This is a genomic window from Phyllobacterium sp. CCNWLW183 (assembly GCF_037203775.1).
Lineage (GTDB): Bacteria > Pseudomonadota > Alphaproteobacteria > Rhizobiales > Rhizobiaceae > Phyllobacterium > Phyllobacterium ifriqiyense.
In genome coordinates this window covers 373,332-393,956 of the sequence record NZ_JBBCBN010000002.1, presented here as the reverse complement: position 1 = coordinate 393,956, position 20,625 = coordinate 373,332, and the positions used below count along the sequence as shown (strand labels likewise).

General features: G+C 54.0%; 20 protein-coding genes and 1 tRNA gene. 14 read left to right on the top strand and 7 right to left on the bottom strand.

All coding sequences use genetic code 11. The features are described from left to right. Positions 1 to 11: 11 nt before the first annotated feature. The 6 genes from V9K95_RS07725 to V9K95_RS07700 all read right to left on the bottom strand — a co-directional run bounded on the left by V9K95_RS07725 (position 12) and on the right by V9K95_RS07700 (position 6,715). A complete protein-coding gene (locus V9K95_RS07725; RefSeq protein ID WP_336440254.1) occupies positions 12 to 1,007 on the bottom strand; it encodes an aldo/keto reductase in 996 nt (331 codons plus the stop codon). Further along, positions 1,004 to 2,014, bottom strand: a complete 1,011-nt coding sequence (locus V9K95_RS07720; protein WP_336440255.1) for a sugar-binding transcriptional regulator — start codon at positions 2,012 to 2,014, stop codon at positions 1,004 to 1,006. The genes V9K95_RS07725 and V9K95_RS07720 overlap by 4 nt, the downstream gene beginning before the upstream one ends. 1 nt (position 2,015) lies before the next feature. Continuing rightward, positions 2,016 to 3,005 carry an ABC transporter permease gene (locus V9K95_RS07715; RefSeq protein ID WP_336440256.1) on the bottom strand — a complete coding sequence of 330 codons (990 nt, stop codon included), beginning with the start codon at positions 3,003 to 3,005 and terminating at the stop codon, positions 2,016 to 2,018. Positions 3,006 to 3,027: 22 nt separating this feature from the next. Then, on the bottom strand, positions 3,028 to 4,566 hold the full coding sequence (locus tag V9K95_RS07710) for a sugar ABC transporter ATP-binding protein (protein WP_336440257.1): 1,539 nt from the start codon (positions 4,564 to 4,566) through the stop codon (positions 3,028 to 3,030). A gap of 72 nt (positions 4,567 to 4,638) precedes the next feature. Further along, entirely contained in the window at positions 4,639 to 5,667 is a 1,029-nt protein-coding gene (locus tag V9K95_RS07705; RefSeq protein WP_336440258.1) for a substrate-binding domain-containing protein, read from the bottom strand. 241 nt (positions 5,668 to 5,908) lie between these two features. Continuing rightward, positions 5,909 to 6,715, bottom strand: coding sequence for an undecaprenyl-diphosphate phosphatase (locus tag V9K95_RS07700; RefSeq protein WP_307281727.1), 807 nt, complete (start codon positions 6,713 to 6,715; stop codon positions 5,909 to 5,911). 261 nt (positions 6,716 to 6,976) lie between these two features. Between V9K95_RS07700 and V9K95_RS07695 the strand changes: the two genes are divergently transcribed. The 3 genes from V9K95_RS07695 to V9K95_RS07685 are packed head-to-tail and all read left to right on the top strand — an operon-like array spanning position 6,977 to position 9,723. Further along, a complete protein-coding gene (locus V9K95_RS07695) occupies positions 6,977 to 7,669 on the top strand; it encodes a glutathione S-transferase family protein (RefSeq protein ID WP_115054588.1) in 693 nt (230 codons plus the stop codon). Positions 7,670 to 7,705: 36 nt separating this feature from the next. Further along, positions 7,706 to 8,857: a tRNA epoxyqueuosine(34) reductase QueG gene (queG, locus tag V9K95_RS07690; protein ID WP_336440259.1), complete on the top strand. Its 1,152-nt coding sequence runs from the start codon at positions 7,706 to 7,708 to the stop codon at positions 8,855 to 8,857. Next, the gene (locus V9K95_RS07685) at positions 8,854 to 9,723 is read left to right on the top strand and encodes an SDR family NAD(P)-dependent oxidoreductase (protein ID WP_307286307.1); all 870 of its coding nucleotides are present in this window, start codon (positions 8,854 to 8,856) and stop codon (positions 9,721 to 9,723) included. Before queG ends, V9K95_RS07685 begins: the two co-directional genes overlap by 4 nt. A 9-nt stretch (positions 9,724 to 9,732) precedes the next feature. On the opposite strand, the gene V9K95_RS07680 is transcribed toward V9K95_RS07685, so the two are convergent. Beyond that, on the bottom strand, positions 9,733 to 10,776 hold the full coding sequence (locus tag V9K95_RS07680; RefSeq protein ID WP_336440260.1) for a zinc-dependent alcohol dehydrogenase family protein: 1,044 nt from the start codon (positions 10,774 to 10,776) through the stop codon (positions 9,733 to 9,735). 121 nt (positions 10,777 to 10,897) lie between these two features. On the opposite strand from V9K95_RS07680, the gene mepA reads away from it, so the two are divergent. From mepA to V9K95_RS07625, 11 genes are all read left to right on the top strand, one after another. Beyond that, positions 10,898 to 11,890, top strand: coding sequence for a penicillin-insensitive murein endopeptidase (mepA, locus tag V9K95_RS07675; protein ID WP_336440261.1), 993 nt, complete (start codon positions 10,898 to 10,900; stop codon positions 11,888 to 11,890). Positions 11,891 to 11,979: 89 nt separating this feature from the next. Next, positions 11,980 to 12,432 (top strand): methylglyoxal synthase, encoded by a 453-nt coding sequence (locus V9K95_RS07670; protein ID WP_307281711.1) that lies wholly within the window; start codon positions 11,980 to 11,982, stop codon positions 12,430 to 12,432. Positions 12,433 to 12,447: 15 nt separating this feature from the next. Beyond that, entirely contained in the window at positions 12,448 to 13,476 is a 1,029-nt protein-coding gene (locus V9K95_RS07665; RefSeq protein WP_115054583.1) for a glucokinase, read from the top strand. A 178-nt stretch (positions 13,477 to 13,654) separates the two neighbouring features. Next, positions 13,655 to 15,487, top strand: a complete 1,833-nt coding sequence (locus V9K95_RS07660; protein ID WP_336440262.1) for an ABC transporter ATP-binding protein — start codon at positions 13,655 to 13,657, stop codon at positions 15,485 to 15,487. Next, positions 15,484 to 16,320, top strand: a complete 837-nt coding sequence (gene dapB / locus V9K95_RS07655; RefSeq protein WP_115054582.1) for a 4-hydroxy-tetrahydrodipicolinate reductase — start codon at positions 15,484 to 15,486, stop codon at positions 16,318 to 16,320. The genes V9K95_RS07660 and dapB overlap by 4 nt, the downstream gene beginning before the upstream one ends. Before the next feature lie 26 nt (positions 16,321 to 16,346). Then, positions 16,347 to 16,967, top strand: coding sequence for a 2,3-bisphosphoglycerate-dependent phosphoglycerate mutase (locus V9K95_RS07650; protein WP_115054581.1), 621 nt, complete (start codon positions 16,347 to 16,349; stop codon positions 16,965 to 16,967). 178 nt (positions 16,968 to 17,145) lie between these two features. After that, positions 17,146 to 17,230: transfer RNA gene (locus V9K95_RS07645), tRNA-Leu, on the top strand. Between the two features lie 191 nt (positions 17,231 to 17,421). After that, the gene (locus tag V9K95_RS07640; RefSeq protein WP_336440263.1) at positions 17,422 to 18,612 is read left to right on the top strand and encodes a tyrosine-type recombinase/integrase; all 1,191 of its coding nucleotides are present in this window, start codon (positions 17,422 to 17,424) and stop codon (positions 18,610 to 18,612) included. A gap of 294 nt (positions 18,613 to 18,906) precedes the next feature. Beyond that, positions 18,907 to 19,149 carry a helix-turn-helix domain-containing protein gene (locus tag V9K95_RS07635; RefSeq protein ID WP_336440264.1) on the top strand — a complete coding sequence of 81 codons (243 nt, stop codon included), beginning with the start codon at positions 18,907 to 18,909 and terminating at the stop codon, positions 19,147 to 19,149. Next, a complete protein-coding gene (locus tag V9K95_RS07630; RefSeq protein ID WP_336440265.1) occupies positions 19,150 to 19,446 on the top strand; it encodes a hypothetical protein in 297 nt (98 codons plus the stop codon). Beyond that, positions 19,443 to 20,594: a hypothetical protein gene (locus V9K95_RS07625; protein WP_336440266.1), complete on the top strand. Its 1,152-nt coding sequence runs from the start codon at positions 19,443 to 19,445 to the stop codon at positions 20,592 to 20,594. Before V9K95_RS07630 ends, V9K95_RS07625 begins: the two co-directional genes overlap by 4 nt. Positions 20,595 to 20,625 lie beyond the last annotated feature (31 nt).

Here is a 20,625-nt window from a genome sequence, read left to right as displayed (position 1 = left end):
GATGCAGCCCGTTACCTGTCCATATTTGTCAGTTTCACTGCGATGGCCGCGTCAAGGGCCGCAAGGTCTTGCTCATCAAGTCTTATTGTTCCGGCTCTGGAATTTTCCAAAGCCTGTTCCGGATTTCGTGCACCGCACAGGGCAAATGTCACGCCGGGTTGTGCCAGCGTCCATGCAATCACCGCTTGGGCGACACTCGCCTGATGCTTTTCTGCTACGGGCTGGATTGCCTCGGCAAACTGTTTGGCCTTCAAACGATTACTGGTAGAAAAGCGGGGATTATCCTTACGTTGATCATCACCCGAAAACACGCGATGCGGATCAATCGTCCCGGCAAGGAGCCCAAGCGCCAGAGAAGAATAGCTCAGTGTAGATACGCCTTGCTCTCGAGTGACCGGAAGTAGATTCGTCTCGATTTCGCGATCGATCATACTGAACCGTTCCTGTATGGCATCCAGCGAGCCGGTTGCGACATAGGCTTTGAGTTCGTTCTGGCTAAGATTACTTGCGCCGATTGCGCGGATTTTGCCGGCACTGCGCAAATCTTCCAGTGCCTGTACGGTCTCCTCGATGGGTGTCGTCGGGTCCTGCCAATGCGTGATATACAGATCTATATAATCGGTACCCAGCCTTTTGAGACTCTCATCGATCTCGTGGAAAATCGCATCGCGCCCGAGATAGCGATGAACCGGTTTTCCATCCTGATCGAAAAAATGCTGTCCCTTCTGCGTGTGCCAGACCAGCCCACATTTGGTGGCAATGATTGCCTTGTCACGCCTTCCCTTCAACGCCCTGCCAACGATCTCTTCCGAGCGCCCAAGGCCATAGGCGGGAGCTGTGTCGATTAAACTGACACCGGCATCAAGGGAGGCCTGTATTGCGGCTATGGACTGATTTTCATCAGTGCCACCCCACATCCAGCCGCCGATGGCCCATGTCCCCAAGCCAACAGCCGAGGCATTTACACCGGACTTGCCAATGGCACGTATCAATTGCCCATTATTCATGCCCAGCTTCCTTCTGCCTCTGCAATTTCTAAAATACGCATACCCGTTGCTTCATCCGTCACCAGCGTATCCAGATGGTTGCCGCGCATAATGCTGAGAATTGGCTTTGCCTTGTTCGGCCCACTCGCCACGCCAATCTTTGTTGGAATCGAGGCGAATTCACTCAATGTGAGTGAAACGAGGGAGTCGTTTAAGCTGTAGCCGCAAACCTGCCCCCGGTCGTCCAGCAGATGGGCCAGCAGTTCGCAGCTTGCACCGGAGCGCTCAATCGCTTCCCGGTCGGTACTCGACGATGGGTGCAAGTCATAATAGCTCGAATCATCGGTCAGGATGGAGCCAATACCGACAACTGCGACTTTGGCTTCCCGCGCACGCTTAAAAACATCCGCGACCGACCGCATATTGATAAGCATCGATCGTTCTGCCGCCGTATCTGCAAAGAGTGGCGCATGAATTTGATAAGCCCGTCCGCCGAGCTTGTCGGCCAACAATGTCGAAACGTGATTGACATCAGTGTAATGCTTGCCCTGGACACACCCAGTTGCGGGCACAACCTCGATATTGAACGGCCGCGGCACCTGCAGCCCGGCAACAACGGCACTGACGCCCTTGCCGCCTGTGATACAGATTGTATCGCCATCGGAAATCTGCTGCAGGAGCAACCTAGCCGCCGCTTCACCAACCGCCTGCAATGCTGTTTGCGGATTGTCCGACACTGTGGGCACCACGGCAGCCCGATTGATACCCCCCAGCGCAAGCAACCGTTCTTCCAGATCGATGAGCGGTTCAACAGGTGACTTTATCTTGATTTCGACCAGTCCGAGCTGACGCCCGCGCTTAATGAGGCGATTGACTGTCGGCTGTGATACGCCGAGCTGATCGGCGATCTGCGCTTGTGTCAGGCCTTCCACGAAGTGCAACACCAATGCCTGATGCATTTGCCTGGCAATGACGATCTCCTCGCGTGGTGCTGGAGATAGTTTTGCGTTGAGTCTGACGACAGTCATATCAGGAAGCCTTACGCTTGTGCAAAAAGTGGTCAATGGATACTGCGCCGAGTAGAATGCAACCCTTGATCATGTCCTGCCAGTAAACCGATACATTAAGCAGAACCAGCGAGCTTGTGACCACCGAAAGCAGGGCAATGCCGAGGATCGCACCAAGAATTGTTCCCGATCCGCCATTCAATGACGCGCCGCCAATAACAGCCGCTGCGATGATGTTCAGCTCCATGCCGACGCCGAATGTAGGGGTCGCCGCACCGAAGCGTGACATATAGATGACGCCTGCCACCCCGGCGAGCGTGGAACAGAGAACAGTCACCCAGAACTTGACCTGATTGGTCCTGATGCCTGAGTAAAGAGCGGCCTTTTCATTGCTTCCCGTGTAGAAAACTTTTCGCAATGCAGTCGAACGACGCAAGAGGAAATCGAAGAGCACCACCACCGCCACGAAAATAATGATGACATAGGGCACACCGTGAAAACTGCCCTGCCCGATTGCCTTGAACGCGGGGGGTAGGGTGAAGAGCGAGAGCGGCGTTCCTTTGGTGATTATAAGGCAAAGGCCACGTACAATCACCATTCCGGCGAGCGAAGTGATGAAGTGATTAAGTCCGACAACGGTAACAAAGAAGCCCATCACGCAGCCAATCAGACTGCTTGCCAGAATACCGATAAGAGAGGCGCTCCACGGGTCCAGTCCCGCAAGGAAAAGCGAACCTGAAAGCACCATTGCGAAGCAGACTACGGAACCCACCGCCAGATCGATACCGCCGACGATGAGCAGAATTGTCATGCCAACCACAACAATGCCTTCAACGGAAAAGCTCATCAGCATGGCGCGGAAATTGCCGAGCGTCAGAAAATGCGGCGAAGCAAAGCTCATGGCAATGCACAGCGCCAGAATGATCGCGATCAGCCCAGCTTCCCGCATTGAACCCAGCCTTTTCCAGGACGGTGTCCGCGTAGCACTTACTCCGATTGTTTCAGCCACCATGTTGTTTTCTCCCATAGACTTTTCAGGCAGCATGATCTGTCGCCAACCGTGTTTGTTCGCTTTGATTGACACCGGAAGCCAGCCGTATCACCGCCTCCTCCGTCATCTCATCTGCGCCGAGTTCACCCGCGATCTTTCCCTCCCGGATAACCAGCACCCGGTCACATAATCCAAGCAATTCCGGCAGCTCTGACGAGATGACAATGATTCCGATGCCGGACCTTGCCAGATCGCGAAGCAACAGGTGAATTTCGGATTTTGCGCCGACATCAATGCCGCGCGTCGGCTCATCCATCAGGATGACCTTCGGTTGCACCGCGAGCTGTTTGGCAATCGCGACCTTTTGCTGATTGCCGCCACTGAGCGCTGATACAGGCGTGTCAATGTTGGCCATACGAATATTCAGCCGCTGCGCGAATGCGTGGGCAAGCTGTGCTTCGCCCCGCGCATTAATCAGCCCCAGATGTCCCGTCAGCGCCTTGAGATTGAGAACGGAAATATTCTGGGCGATCGACATGTCGAGGAAAACGCCAGAACCTTTGCGATCCTCGGAAAGATAGACGATGCCAGCCTCTACGGCATCCGTGTAAGTCTTGATTGCCTGTACCTGACAGTGCAAGCGGATTTCGCCATCCGTGATCGCCCGCAGACCGCAAATGCCCTCGGCAATCTCCGTGCGGCCAGAGCCGATCAGACCGCCAATGCCTAGTATCTCGCCTTTGTTCAACTCGATATTGATATCAAGGAAGCGGCTTCTGTCACCAAGGCCATGAACCGAAAGGATTGTCTCGCCTGACACCTCAGCGCTTTGCTGTTTAGGCGGATAGAGCTGGGTTATTTCACGGCCCACCATACGGCGGACAACATCATCGGGCGTCACATCTGCCACCCTCTCCGTGGACACATATCGGCCGTCGCGCAGAACTGTGACACGGTCGCAGAGCGAGAAAATCTCAGCCATTCGATGACTGATGTAAATAATGGAAATGCCGTTCGCTTTCAGATCCCGAATAATATCGAACAATATGCGGGTTTCGGCTTCGGTCAATGCAGCTGTTGGTTCGTCAAAGATCAGTACCCGGCAATCCAGTGTCAGAGCCTTGGCGATCTCCACCAGCTGTTGGCTGGAAATGGACAGATCCGCAACCTTTCGGCGCACGTCGATCGGTGCAAGCCGGTTCATGACTTCCTGCGCCTTACGTTCCAATTTACGATAGTCCATCAGGAACGATCGCTGGCGGCTCGTCGCAGCCATGAAGATATTTTCCGCCACGCTCGCATCAGGACAAAGCGCGATTTCCTGGTGCACAAGCCCCAGACCAAATGATTGGGCTATTGAAGGAGAGGCGATTTTCACCGCCTCGCCTTCCACGAGGATTTCACCCTCATCCGGTTGCAGCACACCGGCAATGATATTCATCAGCGTCGATTTGCCGGCTCCGTTTTCGCCGCAGATCGCGTGAATTTCCCCGCGATGGAGGCTGAAACTTACATTCGTCAACGCCTTTACCGCACCGAAGTGCTTTGTGACGTTGTGGATGTCCAGAACCGGCTTCGGCATGATGACGCTCCTCCCCAATACTTCACAAGACGCTACCCGGACTTTGCAAATCCGGATAGCGGATTGCGAAGTCTACTCCTCGATCCCTTTGGTACCGCGACGCTTCAGGTACTTGTCCCAGAAGAAATCATCCGCATTTTCCGCTGTGACGATGGACAGACCATTGTCAACGAATGGAATGCTCATCGGGTTGAACCCTGCCCGCTTGGCATCGTTCATAGGATCGATCAGTTCCGGATGCTTGGCCAACCAGAGCAGCATGAAACCCATATAGCCCTGCATGCCCTGATTGGGGTTGATAGAGCCAAAGACTTCACCGGCTTTGATCATGTCGAGAATATTGGCGTTGACGTCCGCACACATGACGAGGATTTTACCGCCGCTTTCCTTATTTGCCTGAGCCGCTCCGATTGCCGAGTTGGCCTCCGGCATGAACACTGCACCAAGATTAGGATTGGCCTGCACGATACTCATCAAGCCTTGATAGGCTTTTGTCGGGTCCTGATTGGAGGCAGCGCGGCCAACCAATTTCATATCCGGCCACTTTTCCTTCATGCGGTCAACAAATGCCGTTACACGCTTGTCGTGATTATCCTGACCTGGATTTTCCAGCACCGCATATTCGCCCTTGCCACCAAGCTTGTTGGCAAGGGCATCAGCCGCATAGGTGCCTTCACGAATATTATCCGAAGTGATGAACGATATGCGTTTTGACAATGGCGAGTCCGCCGCAAATGTCACGACTGCCGTTCCCTGACCGATAGCGCGGTTGATTGGCTCGATGAAGGGATCCGAGTTCATTGGGTGAACCAGAATGCCTGCCGGGTTCTGTGCCAATGCCTGATCAAAACTGGCGATCTGCTTGTTGACGTCATATTCCGGTGTTCCGGTATAGGCCGTCTCGCAGCCAAGCTGCTTGCCTGCCTGCTTGAACATCTCGTAAACCGGGAACCAGTATTCGACACCCGACACCATGACGTTCATGACATATTTTTCACCCGGCTTGCAGCGAAACGGCGATTCCGTTTCAGCCTTGGCTGGCGATGCAAATAATGTTGCTGCAAGGACCGCCATCGCGGTCGTGCCCAAAAAAGTACGCAAGTGTCCTCCTCGAGGCCGAAGCCCCTCCCATTTGTCCGCGGCGCTTCGAATGCAGCCACTTTACTTTGCGAAAACCGGCACTCCTCCTCGAATGCCAGCATGGGTAACTAATCTCAAAGAAAAGAGACTGTCAATAAAATTCATCACGTGAATAATAATTCATCTATACTTTGCAAAAAACCTCTGGCGGGCGGAAATATTCCGCCCATTGGCTGTCTTCAGTCTATGGAAAAGCAGCGACTTAGCGCATCAATATCAAAGCGACCAGGCCCACCGTACCGACAACAAGCCGCCACCAGGCAAAAAGACCATAACCGTGGCGAGATACGTAACCCAACAGATAACGCACTACGAGCACGGCGGAGATGAAGGCCGCAAGGAAGCCGACGCCGATCAACGTCACATCATCAAATGTCAGGATATTGCGGTTCTTGAAAAGGTCGAGGGCAAAAGCGCCTGCCATGGTGGGCATAGCAAGAAAGAACGAGAACTCAGCCGCCGAACGCTTATCAGCGCCCAAAAGCAAAGCTCCGACAATGGTCGAGCCAGAACGCGACGTGCCGGGGATCATGGCAAAGCACTGGAAAAGGCCGATTTTCAAATAGAGCGGCAATGGAAAATCCATCGCATCCGTATAACGTGGCTTCAGGTCGAGCCTATCCACCCATAGAAGGATAAGCCCACCCAGTATCAGCATCGTACAAATCAGCATTGGCGATTCAAACAGGATTGCCTTGATGAGCCCATGGGCAAGAACGCCAATGAAAACGGCGGGCAGAAATGCAATCAGCACACCGATTACAAAACGCCGGGCCTTCGGATCATTGGGCAAATCACGTGCTATTTTCAGAAGGCGTGCGGAGTAAACAGTCAGAATAGCAAGGATCGCACCGAGCTGGATCAGCACTTCGAAGGTCTTACCATTTGACTCGAAACCGAGAAAATGGCCTGCAAGCAGCAGGTGTCCTGTCGAAGAAACAGGGATGAATTCGGTAAGCCCCTCCAGCAATCCCAAGAAAAGCGCTTCGACAATTGTCTGAGTTTCCATGTTTATGCTTACCGCTTTCTTAATCCGTATTGCGGTTCCCGCCCCGCCAAAAGGGCACCGCTACAATTGAATACACTGCACAATTTTTGTCTTAACCGATTCTCGTTTAAGAAATTATTCAGCGATAAGAACCCGCCTGTTAAATCGTGTTTACTTGTCTCATGCCGCCGTTGCGCCTATAGCATTGGCCCGGTGTCTGCCATGTTCGCAATACGATGCCGACCCGCAAAATGCCAGTTCGAAAGATTTAGAATATCTGCCATGTTGACGCTTTTTCATCATCCCATGTCCACCGGCTCGCGATATGTGCGACTGATCCTCAATGAATATGACATTGAAGTGCAGTTGATCGAGGAAAACAGTTGGGCACGCCGCAAGGAATTTCTGTCGCTCAATCCCGCAGGTACATTGCCCGTATTGCTTGCAGAAGGTGACGTGCCTGTGGCCGGGGCATCGGTGATTGCCGAATATATTGACGAAACACGTGGCGCATTAAAACGCAGCCGTCGTTTGTTTCCGGAAGACTCGCTCAATCGCGCAGAGGTACGCCGGCTTGTTGACTGGTTCTTGAGCAAGTTTGAAAATGAAGTGACACGGCATATGGCGCGTGAACGCATCTTCAAGTTGCATATGACAGCCGAGCAGGGTGGAGGCGCACCTGACAGCGCTGCCATCCGCGCCGCCCGGGCAAATATTACCCAGCATATGAGATATATTGACTGGTTGACCGCCACACGCAATTGGCTGGCTGGACCTGCACCGACCTATGCAGACATGGCTGCTGCGGCCTCCATCTCCATTCTAGACTATCTTGGAGAGATAAAATGGGCCGAGTATCGTGCGGCACGCGATTGGTATACCCGGATGAAGTCCCGACCCTCCTTCCGCCCGCTTCTTTCGGACCGCGTGCGCGGCTTGCCCCCTGCATCGCACTATGGTGATCTGGATTTTTGATCTTATAGGGTATTTAAGTTCTCATGCACGGTTGTCATGCAAATGAACCTAAATCAGCAAGAGCGGCTTAAACAATTCATTATCGAAGAATCGCGGGCTGCTGGCTTCGATGTCATCGCGATCACTAGTCCGGACTCAATCCCACAAGCTGAAGAGCGGCTGCGCGAATATTTGTCGCTTGGGCGTCACGCAAGCATGGAATGGATGCGGGAAACCGAGGAGCGTCGAAGCAGTCCGCAAGCTCTTTGGCCGGAAGTTCGCTCGATCATTGTTCTGGCCATGAATTACGGCCCCGACAGCAATCCACTCACTATCCTTGAGCAAAAAGACAAGGCAGCGATTTCCGTCTACGCGCAGAACCGTGATTATCACGACATTATAAAGGGCAAGTTGAAAGGCGTAGCCAGCCGGTTTGCCTCGCGGGCCACTGGCGAAGATCTTAAAGTGTTCGTTGATACGGCACCTGTCATGGAGAAGCCACTGGCAGAAGCCGCAGGGCTTGGCTGGCAAGGCAAGCACACCAATCTGGTCAGCCGGAGGCATGGGTCCTGGCTCTTTCTCGGCACCATTTTCACAACAGCCGCGCTGCCTTCGGACACCAAAGAGCACGATCACTGCGGCTCATGTCGTGCCTGTCTCGACGCCTGTCCGACCTCGGCTTTTCCTGCTCCCTATCAGCTCGACGCACGCCGGTGCATTTCCTATCTCACTATCGAGCATAAAGAACCGATCGCACTCGAGTTCCGCAAGGCGATGGGCAACCGTATCTATGGTTGCGATGATTGTCTTGCCGTATGTCCGTGGAATAAATTTGCTGAAACTGCACGCGAGTCCAAGCTGCGTGCCCGCGACGATCTTCGCTCGCCCTCTCTTGCTTACCTGCTGACCTTGGATGACCCTACATTCCGAACCCTGTTCTCAGGCTCACCTATCAAGCGCATTGGTCGCGATCGCTTCCTGCGAAATGTATTGAACGCCTGTGGCAATTCCGATGATCCGGATTTGATAGAACCGGTTAAGCGGCATCTGTCCGATCCTTCGCCGCTCGTACGCGGTTCAGCAGTGTGGGCTTTGAGCCAGCTCCTGAACGCAGAAAGCTTTTCAAACCTCAGATTGATCCACGCAGTGAAGGAAAATGACGTTGGCGTCTTGACCGAATGGCACAATGGCGCGAACAATCAGCTATGAAGATTTTCCTGTTTGGTGCCGGTTATTCAGCGCGCGCCTTTGCCAGAGCAATTGCTCCCACAGCCGAGTTTATTGGCGGGACGACGCGTGACGGAACGAAGTTGGCGGCACTCACCAAGGAAGGTATCACGCCTTTCCTTTTCCATGGCACCCACGCGTCGCAGGAGATTGCAGACGCGCTGGAAACCATCACTCATCTGGTTATTTCAACATCTCCAGCAAAAACCGGCGATCCCGTGATCGCGCTGTTCGGAGAGACGATCCGTCGCGCCATGCCAAAGCTGCAATGGATCGGCTATCTATCGACAGTAGGCGTCTATGGCAATCATGCCGGTGCCTGGGTGGACGAAACAACGCCCTGCAGCCCGGTTTCGACGCGTTCGGTTGAGCGTGTCGATGCGGAGCATAGCTGGCAGGCTTTGGCAGATGCTCGCGGCGTTCCGCTGGCAATATTGCGGCTTTCGGGAATTTACGGACCGGGGCGTAATGCTTTTGTCAATCTCACCAATGGAACAGCGCGGCGTCTCAACAAAACCGGTCAGGTTTTCAACCGCATTCATGTGGATGACATTGCCGGTGCCCTTCAGTTCCTCAGCATGCACCACCAGGGTGGCATATTCAATATTACCGATGACGAACCGGCTCCGCCCCAGGATGTTGTCGCCTATGCCGCCGAGTTAATGGGTGTCGAGCCACCGGAAGAGTCTGACTTTGAATCAGCGCAACTGACGCCGATGGCCCGTTCATTTTATGGCGAGAACAAGCGTGTTTCCAACAAGCGCATCAAGTCTTTGGGTTTCACATTCCGCTATCCCGACTATGGCACTGCCTTCGCGGCCATGTGGCGAGACGGCAGCTGGCGTTAACGCCTGCATTTAGCGAAAACTCGTAATTACATTGATTCCGATGCCTTCAAAGCGGTCCATCGCCATCAGGGCCGCTGGCGCGTCATCCAAGGTGATTTCCTTGCCAATCAATCTTTGAGGTTTGAGCTTGCCAGTCTCCAGCATGTCCATCAGGGCATTATACCGAAAGGCCTGCATGCCATGGCTGCCATATATTTCAAGCTCATGCGCAATGACCTTATCCATGGGAATGGGAGAGTGTGCGTGACCACCAAGCATTAGTCCCACCTGCACATGACGGCCACGGCGACGCAGATTCGCGATTGAATTAAAGCATGTTGTGGGGTGCCCCAGTGCGTCTATGGAAACATGGGCACCACCCTTGGTAATCTCTCGGATTGCGCCAATAACATCTTGTTTCTCCCGTCCATTGACAGAAGCGACAGCCCCTAATTCTCGGGCAAAAGCAAGCTTCTCTTCGGACAAGTCGACCGCAACAACATTCGCGCCCATCGCAGTGGCAATCATAATTGCGGAGAGGCCCACCCCGCCGCATCCATGCACTGCCACCCATTCGCCTGGCTTCACTTTCGCCTGGTCGACAATGGCGCGGAAAGAGGTCACAAATCGGCAGCCAAGACTTGCCGCCGTGGCAAAATCCAGCGAATCCGGCAGGGCGACAAGATTGGTATCGGCGAAGTCGAGCGCGACATATTCCGCGAAAGAGCCCCATGCGGTGAAGCCGGGCTGAAACTGACTTTCACAAACCTGATGATTGCCCGAATTACACTCAAAACAATGTCCGCAACCGCCAACAAAAGGCACTGTTACGCGCTGGCCGATTTTCCATCCTGTCACATGTTTGCCAATAGCTTCAATTGTTCCCGCAAGCTCATGTCCTGGCACGTGCGGCAGAACAATATCCGCATCATGCCCCATCCAGCCATGCCAATCACTGCGGCAAAGTCCGGTCGCTTCAACTTTCACCACAACGCCGCTTGCGGCAGGTTCGGGATCCATAACGTTCTGCACGCGGGGCGGATGGCCAAACTGCTCGAAAATGACTGCTCTCATAATGCGGACCCCACCGAATCAAACCTAAATTTGTTTCCATATTGCGGGTTTCATGCGAATCTTGCCATCATAAAGCTCGGATGACCGAAGCAATTTTGCTTCCCATCCATTGGACAATAAAATGATATCAAAAACTCTGCTCTCCTTTGCTGTTGGCATATTAGTTTCGCTAGCAAGCACACTCAATGCTGTCGCCGAAGACGGGCCTGCAAAGCGCTTGTTCGGCTCGCAATCATTGCCCAGTCTCGGAGCACCGCAATCAACCGGTTTTTACGCCAAGGGTTGCCTTGCAGGCGGCGTTGCATTGCCCGTGGATGGACCGGCCTGGCAGGTCATGCGTCTGTCGCGAAATCGCAATTGGGGCCATCCGCGCATGATCGCCCTTCTGGAACGGCTAGCCCGTGATGCTTCCGCCAAGGACGGCTGGCCCGGCCTACTGGTTGGCGATATTTCGCAGCCACGTGGCGGTCCGATGTTGACCGGTCATGCTTCGCATCAGGTAGGGCTTGATGCCGATATCTGGCTGACTCCGATGCCGAAACGCCGCTTCACCAATCAGGAACGTGAGACGGTGGAGGCGAAGTCCATGCTTCAAGGGGACACGCTTTTTGTTGACCCTGATAAATGGAGTGCAAGTCGCACGGCTCTTTTGAAACGCGCTGCGAGTTACCCTGAGGTTGAGCGGATTTTTGTCCACCCCGGCATCAAGAAAAAGCTGTGTGACAGCGTGCAGGGCGACCGTAGCTGGCTGAACAAAGTACGTCCCTATTGGGGTCACTATTATCATTTCCATGTGCGCATCAAATGCCAGCCCGGATCTCCCGAATGCAAAGCACAGGAGCCGACAGGGACTGATGATGGCTGCGGCAAACCTTTGGCCTGGTGGTTCACCGATGAGCCGTGGAAGAAAGCACCTCCACCCAAAAACCCGGTCAAGCCCAAGGTCATGATGCTCTCGGACCTACCGAAGCTTTGCGCCCAGATATTGAATGCACCCGGGCCAAAATCGGTTGAAGAGGTTACGCTTGGCGTTGGTGCGAAGGTTCCACAGGCATCTACAGATACCAGCCAGGACTTTCCAGAAGACGTTCCGGTTCCCGGTCAAAAGCCTTGAGGTCTTTTTGTGCTCTGCCCTTTTCACGGCGACGTGAATTGTTTATAGAGTTTCAATCGATTTAGGGCCCCACCCGAAAAAGAGTTTTGATGACACAGCCATTCCGCCTTGCGTTGATTGCCCATGACCAGAAGAAGGACGACATGGTGGCGTTTGCGCGCAATTATGAGGCCTTGCTTGCACCATGTGACATCGTCGCGACCGGCACGACCGGCCGCCTGATACAGGAAGCGTGTCCCTCACTGACAATCGCCCGCGTAAAGAGCGGACCGCTTGGCGGCGATCAGCAGATCGGTGCGTTGATTGCGGAAGGACGAATTGACGGGCTTATATTTTTCGTCGACCCGTTGTCACCTTTGCCACACGATGTTGATGTAAAAGCACTGATGCGGCTTGCCAGCGTTTACGATATTCCCATGGCATTGAACCGGGCCACAGCTGAGGTTCTGGTACAAAAAAGAGGCTTGCTACGGGATGACGCGGCCGACAATACATTGATGCGCCATGTGTCCGATCGGGATAAAGGCACGCGTGGCATTTAAGACAGGAAAGCGATAATGGTTACACAGGCAGATACCGACCACATCATGAAATTTCCGATTCTGGTCGGGGATATTGGCGGTACCAATGCGCGCTTCGCAATCCTTGTCGATGCCTATGCAGAGCCGAAGGAATTTCCGGTTCTGCAAACTGCCGATTTTTCAACTATTGATGAAGCTATCCAGAACGCGATCCTTGACCACACCTCGATCCAGCCACGTTCTGCAGTGCTTGCCATTGCTGGTCCTGTCGAAGGTGACGAGATCGACCTGACCAATTGCGCCTGGGTCGTCAAGCCGCGCCAGATGATGGAGACACTTGGCCTCTCGGACATTACCGTCATCAACGATTTCGAGGCGCAGGCACTCGCCGTTGTTTCGCTTGAGCCAAAGCATCTTGAAAAGCTTGGCGGTGGCGCGGGTGATCCGCATGGCAGCCGTGCGGTGCTCGGGCCCGGCACTGGTCTTGGGGTTGCCGGCATGGTTCGTTCTCGCGCAAGCTGGGTTCCTGTCCCTGGTGAAGGTGGTCATGTGGATATGGGTCCGCGTACTGAACGCGATCTCGAACTTTTCCCTCATATCGAGCATATTGATGGCCGCATTTCCGGCGAACAACTGCTTTGCGGGCGCGGACTGCAGAATATCTATCGCGCCATTTGCAAGGTTGGTGGAACGGAACCAGCGCTTGAAACGCCTGCCGATATAACTGCCGCTGGTCTTTCCGGTGAATCTCCGGAAGCGAAGGAAACCCTGGCTCTTTTCGTCACCTATCTCGGCCGTCTGGCGGGCGATTTTGCGCTGACTTTCATGGCGCGCGGTGGTGTATATCTCGCCGGTGGCATCGTTCAAAAGATCGTGGAGCCGCTAAAAAATCCGGCCTTCCGCGAAGCTTTTGAAGATAAGGCCCCGCACCAGCAAATATTACGCGAAACACCGGTTTACATTATCACGCATCCTCTGGCAGCCTTAAGCGGTCTGTCTGCATTTGCCCGCACGCCAGCCCGATTCGGCGTTGCTACTGAGGGTCGTCGCTGGCGCCAAGGCTGAACTGTTCGCTGAACCCTTTCTGGGGCATCAAGGCAACACTGCCCGCCGCATTCCGCCAAACGGGGCAAAACCGATAGGCAAGGCGAGGCAATAACGCTATAGGGACAAGATCACGCGGCAAACTTCCTGCAAAAGGAGGTTTGCCTGACATTTTAGTACCAGCGAGTTGCCGCCTGTCATGAATGGTGTACCCAAGAAGAACAAAATCGACCCGACCGAGGCCAGGCGCGTCGTCGGCAGGGTGCTTGGCGAGAATGTCCGGCAGCATCGCTCCTCATACACTGTTGCAGTTTTCGCAATGCTGGCCGTGGCGCTAAGTACCGCTTTTGTTGCCTATATCTTTAAGGATGTAATCAACAAAATCTATTATGAGCGCCGCGAAGACCTCATCATACCGATCAGCCTCGGCATTCTTGCCGCGTTCGTTATCCGCGGCGTCGCGACCTATGTACAATCAGTAACGATGGCAAAAGTCGGTAACAGCATTGTGGCGCGTTACCAGCATCGCATTTTTGACCATCTGATGAAGCTTGGGCTCGACTTTTATCACGATACGCGTTCCGCACAGCTGGCGGCGCGGATCAATCAGAATATTGGTGGCGTTCGTGAGCTTCTTGATATTGTGGTCACGACAATCGGCAAGGATATTCCAACCCTGATCGCTCTTGTCGGCACAATGATCCTGCTCGACCCGCTGTTATCGCTGTTCGCTTTGCTGATCGGCCCACCAGTGCTCCTCACCGTCCGTTACCTCACCAAGCGCCTGCGGGTCATTCATCGTGAATCAGTGACCCTGAATTCACACCTTTTGGGCGCGATGCAAGAGGCTACGCAAGGGATAGCCATCGTCAAGGCTTTCACCATGGAAGACCAGTTGCGCGGCAAGATCAGCAAATTGATCACACGCGCCGAGGAGCGAGCCAATAAGATTTCACGCGTGTCCGAGCGGCTGACTCCCGTGACAGAGCTCATTGCGGGTACAGCCATTGCATCAATGATCATGTATACGGGCTTCCGCGCCGTTTATGATGCACAGCCTCCCGGCGCCATGTTCAGCTTTATCACCGCTGTGCTCCTCGCCTATGACCCGGTTCGCCGTCTTGCCCGTGTGCAGGTTGGCCTTGAGCGCTCGCTCGTTAACGCCCGCATGATCTATGAAATTCTCGACATTGAGCCGCGTCAGGCAGATAGCATCGGCGCCGTGCCGATTACGGTGCCCAATGGCGAGGTTCAATTCGATAATGTGAGCTTCGGTTATGGCAATGGCATTCAGGTTCTCCACAATGTCAGCTTCACCGCAGATGCAGGCAAGACCACCGCAATTGTCGGTGCATCGGGCGCCGGTAAATCAACACTGATCGGTCTCGTTCAGCGCTTCTATAATATTGATGGTGGACGTATTCTGGTTGACGGCCAGGATATTGCCCATGTCAGCAAGCGGTCGCTGCGCCAATCCATCGCTTATGTCTCGCAGCAACCCTATTTATTCGAGGGCACTATTGCCGACAATATTCGCTACGGACGACCCGACGCGACTGATGAAGAGGTTATCGAGGCGGCCAAACTTGCCAATGCCGATGAGTTCATTATCAAGCAGCCGCAAAGCTACGGCACCGAAGTGGGCGAAAACGGTATAACGCTTTCAGGCGGTCAACGGCAGCGCCTTTCCATTGCGCGCGCCATTGTCCGCAATGCGTCCATTCTCCTGCTCGATGAGGCCACTTCAGCGCTCGATAATGAATCCGAAAAGCGCGTACAACAGGCTCTTGAACGCAGCATGCAGGGCCGCACAACCATCGTCATCGCCCATCGTCTTTCGACTATTGTCAACGCGGATCATATTGTCGTTATGGAAGCGGGGCGGGTTGTGGAAGAAGGCGTTCATGAAACCTTGCTTGCCCGGCCAAATGGCGTTTACGCGCGCTTCTATCAATTGCAGGGCAAGGATGAGTCACCCATTATTCTTATGGATGAAGACGAGACTGCCGAACGCATGGGACCAACGGAATGAGCATAGAAAATCCGATGAAGCTTGCCGTAACCGGTGCTGGCGGGCGCATGGGGCAGACCTTGATTCGCATCATACAAGCGACACCGGGCGCCACACTTGCCGGTGCCATAGAGCGCTCTGGCTCGCCGCATATCGGTCAGGATGCAGGCGAACTTGCCGGCGTTGGTCACCTCGGTATTCCAATTACCGATGACGCGCTTTCTGTTTTTGTCGGCGTTGAGGGCGTGCTTGATTTTACCACCCCTGCCGCGACCATTGAATTTGCCGAATTGGCTGCACAAGCGCGTATCATTCATGTGATTGGCACGACGGGCTGCTCCGCTGAGGATAATGCCAAGATTGATGCCGCAGCGCGCCATGCAGTGGTCGTCAAATCAGGCAATATGAGTCTTGGTGTCAATCTGCTTGGCGTTCTGGTCAAACAGGCAGCAAAAGCACTGGGTGAAGAATTCGATATCGAGATTCTTGAAATGCACCACAAACATAAGGTCGATGCGCCATCAGGCACAGCCCTGCTGCTTGGAGAAGCGGCTGCTGATGGCCGGGAGATCGGCCTTAGCCAGCACAGTGTTCGCGTGCGCGACGGACATACCGGCCCCCGACAGACTGGGACGATCGGTTTCGCCACCTTGCGCGGCGGCTCGGTGGTCGGTGACCACTCTGTCATTCTTGCGGGTGAAGGCGAGCGCATCACGCTGTCCCACCATGCGGAGGACCGCACTATCTTTGCACGCGGCGCAATCAAGGCCGCACTTTGGGGCAAAGGCCGCAAGCCTGGTCTTTACTCCATGCTCGATGTGCTTGGCCTCAGCGATCAAAGCATTTCCAACTAAATACTGCCTTAAAAGGAGTCTTCAGAATGTCCGGAACCCTCGTCCTCGTTCGCCATGGCCAGAGCGAATGGAACTTGAAAAATCTTTTCACAGGCTGGCGTGATCCGGCTCTGACTGAGCTCGGCCACGAAGAAGCCAAGGACGCCGGCAAACGCTTGAAGGCAAAGGGTCTGAAATTCGATATTGCTTACACTTCCGTCCTTTCGCGCGCGCAAAACACCCTACAGCACATACTCGAAGAGGTTGGTCAGACCGGTCTTCAAACCATCCGCGATCAGGCTTTGAATGAACGCGATTATGGCGATCTCTCCGGTCTCAACAAGGATGACGCGCGCGCCAAATGGGGCGAAGATCAGGTGCATATCTGGCGCCGTTCCTATGACGTGCCACCACCCGGAGGCGAGAGCCTGCGCGATACCGGCGCTCGCGTTTGGCCGTATTATCTTCACGAGATTCAACCCCACGTCCTGCGCGGCGAAACAGTTCTGGTGGCTGCGCATGGCAATTCATTGCGCGCGCTGATCATGGCGCTCGACGGCCTGACAGGCGAAGAGATCGTAGCGCAGGAACTCGCCACAGGCGTACCGATTGTCTACAAGCTCAATGCCGACTCGACGATCGCATCGAAGGAAGTGCTAGCAGGGTAATAGTTCAAGCGGCTGAGCGATTCCGCCGCTTCACCATGCAAACAGCGCTCGGGAATCATGTATTGCGTTTCTGCAATTGTCCCACACTTGTCGTGGCATTCAATTTAACAATGAATGCCCGATATTGGCCAATATATGCATTGACAGACTCTTGAGCGCCCCTTAGATGAGACGCGCTGCCCAGATGGCGGAATTGGTAGACGCGCACGGTTCAGGTCCGTGTGCCGCAAGGCGTGGAGGTTCGAGTCCTCTTCTGGGCACCAGTTATTTGTATGCAGGCGTTCTCTAACGTTCGCATACGTCAGCAAAAAGCCCGCAGTAGCGGGCTTTTTTGTTGCTTTGCGTATGCCAGCGTTTTTAGCCGTCGCCCGGCAGCCAAGATTTTTCTTGGTATTGAACATGGTATCGGGCAAGATTTCCGCAATCGCGACGAACCGATACCATGGATTGACCTATGCCACTGACCGACACGATGATTAAATCCTTGAAGCCACAAGACAAACAGCGGAAGGTTTCTGACGGCGGAAGCCTGTACCTTTTGATCAAGCCCAATGGATCAAAGCTATGGAACATGGCATTTTCTTTCGACGGCAAGCAGGGTGTTTTGTCGTTCGGCGCGTACCCAATCGTTTCACTGGCTGATGCGCGGAAAAGGCGTGATGATGCCAAGCGTTTATTGGCGAAGGGTATAAATCCTGCTCGACAGGCAAAGATGGACAAGGTCGCGCGCCAAATAGCAAACGCTGACACATTTGATGCCATTGCGGATGAATTCCTCGCCAAAGTGAAGCGCGAAGGCAAGGCCGATGCCACACTCGTCAAAAAAGAATGGCTCACAGGGATGGCTCGGAAAGATTTAGGGAAGCGCCCCATCGCCGAAATCACAGCATCCGAAATTTTGATCACTTTGCGCAAGGTTGAAGCGGCAGGAAACTACGAGACTGCCCGGCGGCTTCGCTCCACGATTGGACAGGTATTCCGATACGCAATAGCCACCGCTCGAGCAGAAAACGATCCTACCGGCGGATTGCGGGGCGCGCTAACCACACCGATTGTGACCCATCGTCCGGCGTTCACTGAACGCAAGGCATTCGGTGGCTTGCTACGAGCAATATGGGGCTACGAAGGCAGCGCAGAAACGAAGGCAGCACTTATGCTCATGGCCTACCTCTATCCGCGTCCGGGTGAATTGAGGCAGGCCGAATGGCGAGAGTTTGACTTAGAGCAAGCCGTGTGGACCATTCCTGCAAGCAGAACCAAGATGCGACGCGAGCACCGGAAGCCGCTTCCGAAACAAGCGCTCGTCATACTAAGCGATCTACACAAATTAAATGGTGACGGGAAGCTCGCTTTTCCCTCCATCAAATCGCGGCTTCGCCCGATTTCAGATAACACCATGAACGGTGCCCTTCGCCGCCTAGGCTTCACCGGCGATGAGGTCACATCACATGGCTTCCGCGCGACGGCATCAACGCTGTTGAATGAAAGCGGAAAATGGTCGCCCGATGCTATTGAAGCAGAGCTGGCACATATTGGAGCCGATCAAGTGCGGAAGGCGTATCATCGCGCCGCTTATTGGGATGAGCGCGTCCGGATGGCACAATCGTGGGCCGATGAAATTGATACACTACGGATCACGCTATGACGGCACAACAATCCGTCACTACTGAGTGAAAAACCATTGGCTTAAGCCCCAAGTTTTCGGGCGGAAAAATACTTTTGCTTGGATTATTTCCAACGATCTACAAGAAATACTTCAGAATATTTTTTTATTGAATATATTGTGCATTCTTATTGATTTATACTTTGCGCACTATTATGATCAGCTGGCGACGGCGGGCAACCAAGACCCCGTTCGCTTGGCGAAATTTTCAATTTCGATGAGCCCATTCACATAGGGCAGTTCAGCAAAAAACTCACCGAAAGGAGAGAGCGAGCTATGACGGATGCCTCCCGCGCGCCTTCTGAAACAATCGACATCGAATTCAGTCAGCACGATCAACTCAAAAAACTCACCTATTCCGCCGAAGAGGTCGCCGAACTATTCGGCATAAGCAGGTCGGCAGTTTTTGATTTATTTCGGACCGGGCAAATAAAAAGATCGAAAATTCTCACTCGGACAGTGGTGACAGCCGACGAAGTGCGACGCTTCTACTCATCATTGGCTGCGGAGGCTCAATAGATGCACAACGTATTCGTTGGTGCCTTCGGCGCTCCACTCTTCCTTCGCGAGCGATCTGCCTGGCTGGACCGCGAAGCCATGCGCATCGTCGCCGGAACGCACACTGCGTCCCGCGACAATACCGCAAGGGCGGTTTCTACTTTCTACGCCATGCGCGGGGTTCCGCGCATGGTGGTCGAGCGGGAAACAAAACGAGTTCTCGGTGTTCTTGATGCTCGTATTCGCCAGCTTGAGGCCTTGCTTAGAACTGATCCCTTTGCCGCAATTCACGCCGAAACGACCGGGAGGCGAGCATGAGGGTGAGCACACAAGCAAAGGAGCGTCTACAGCCCAAGCCACGTGGGTCGCGTCTTGGCCACCGTCTCAAAAACATCGAGACGTTGATTTTGCATCGGCGCATACACAGTCTGCCGGAAGCCGATGATTTCGAGATGTTGGCGCTAGCGTTCAATGCGATCCTGCACGATCCCTTGTTGCGCGGAACCGGTCAAGTCGAGAAAATGGTTTCTTGGGGGAGAGAGTTCTTTCCCACCATTGAAAAGACGTTAGTTGAACAGCTCGCGATCGGCTGCTGTCACTCACTTCGCCCCTTCTCCAATGAACAGGCTGCCTATATGGCAGAATTGGATGTAGAAACTCGACTACATCTCGGCATCCGTATGATCGGCGCTATGGAGCACACGAAGTCAGATTTAGAAAAGCAGGCCGCCGACCGTAAGCGCATCAGTAACCGAGAGCGCAATGCGAAGAACAGAAAGGGGAAAGTTACGCCTCTTGATGAGAGGCGAAAATCAAGCGCCAAGGCTGAGGCTGACCGTCTGGGCATAAGCCGCGCTACATTCTACCGACGTAGACATCGCGAAAAGATGAAAGCGCAGCATCCGCAACCGGACATAATGTCCGGTAAAAATGCGACAGTCTGCGACACTTGTGTATCCTCTATAGTACAACAGGAGATATCTAGTACAAGTTATTCATATAGTGACACGCAAATTGCATCGTTTTTTCGAACCACAGACAGGACCATAAGACGCTGGCGCAAGAATGGAAAACTTGAAGAGATGATCAGCCAAGCGCCCGGACAGCCCTTCGGCCTTGCCGGGGCCGTCCGGCCCGAAACGGATCGGGTAGCCGGAAGCGCCCGCGCCAAGCGGGCAAGCGTCCGGCGCTCGGAGCCAACAGTAAAAGAAGCCGAGCCTGTTATTAAAAGTAACGCGCGCGCGGAGGAAAATGAAACGGGGCGAACCGTCTCCGATCCGCCCCGCGCAATGCTCGATATTTTCCCAATAACCGTAAGCGATCTCGCAAATTTGCGCAAAATTGCGCTTCTACCTCCGGAAGCTGAGACGGTTTTGCGGGATGCTGCCCGTCAGGTAAGTCGCGTCAAGGAAGTTGGGGACGAAATACGGAGGGCGCACACTCGCAGGAGGGCTGCGAATGGATGAACCTCAAAAAACAGAAGGTGGTCTGTGAGTG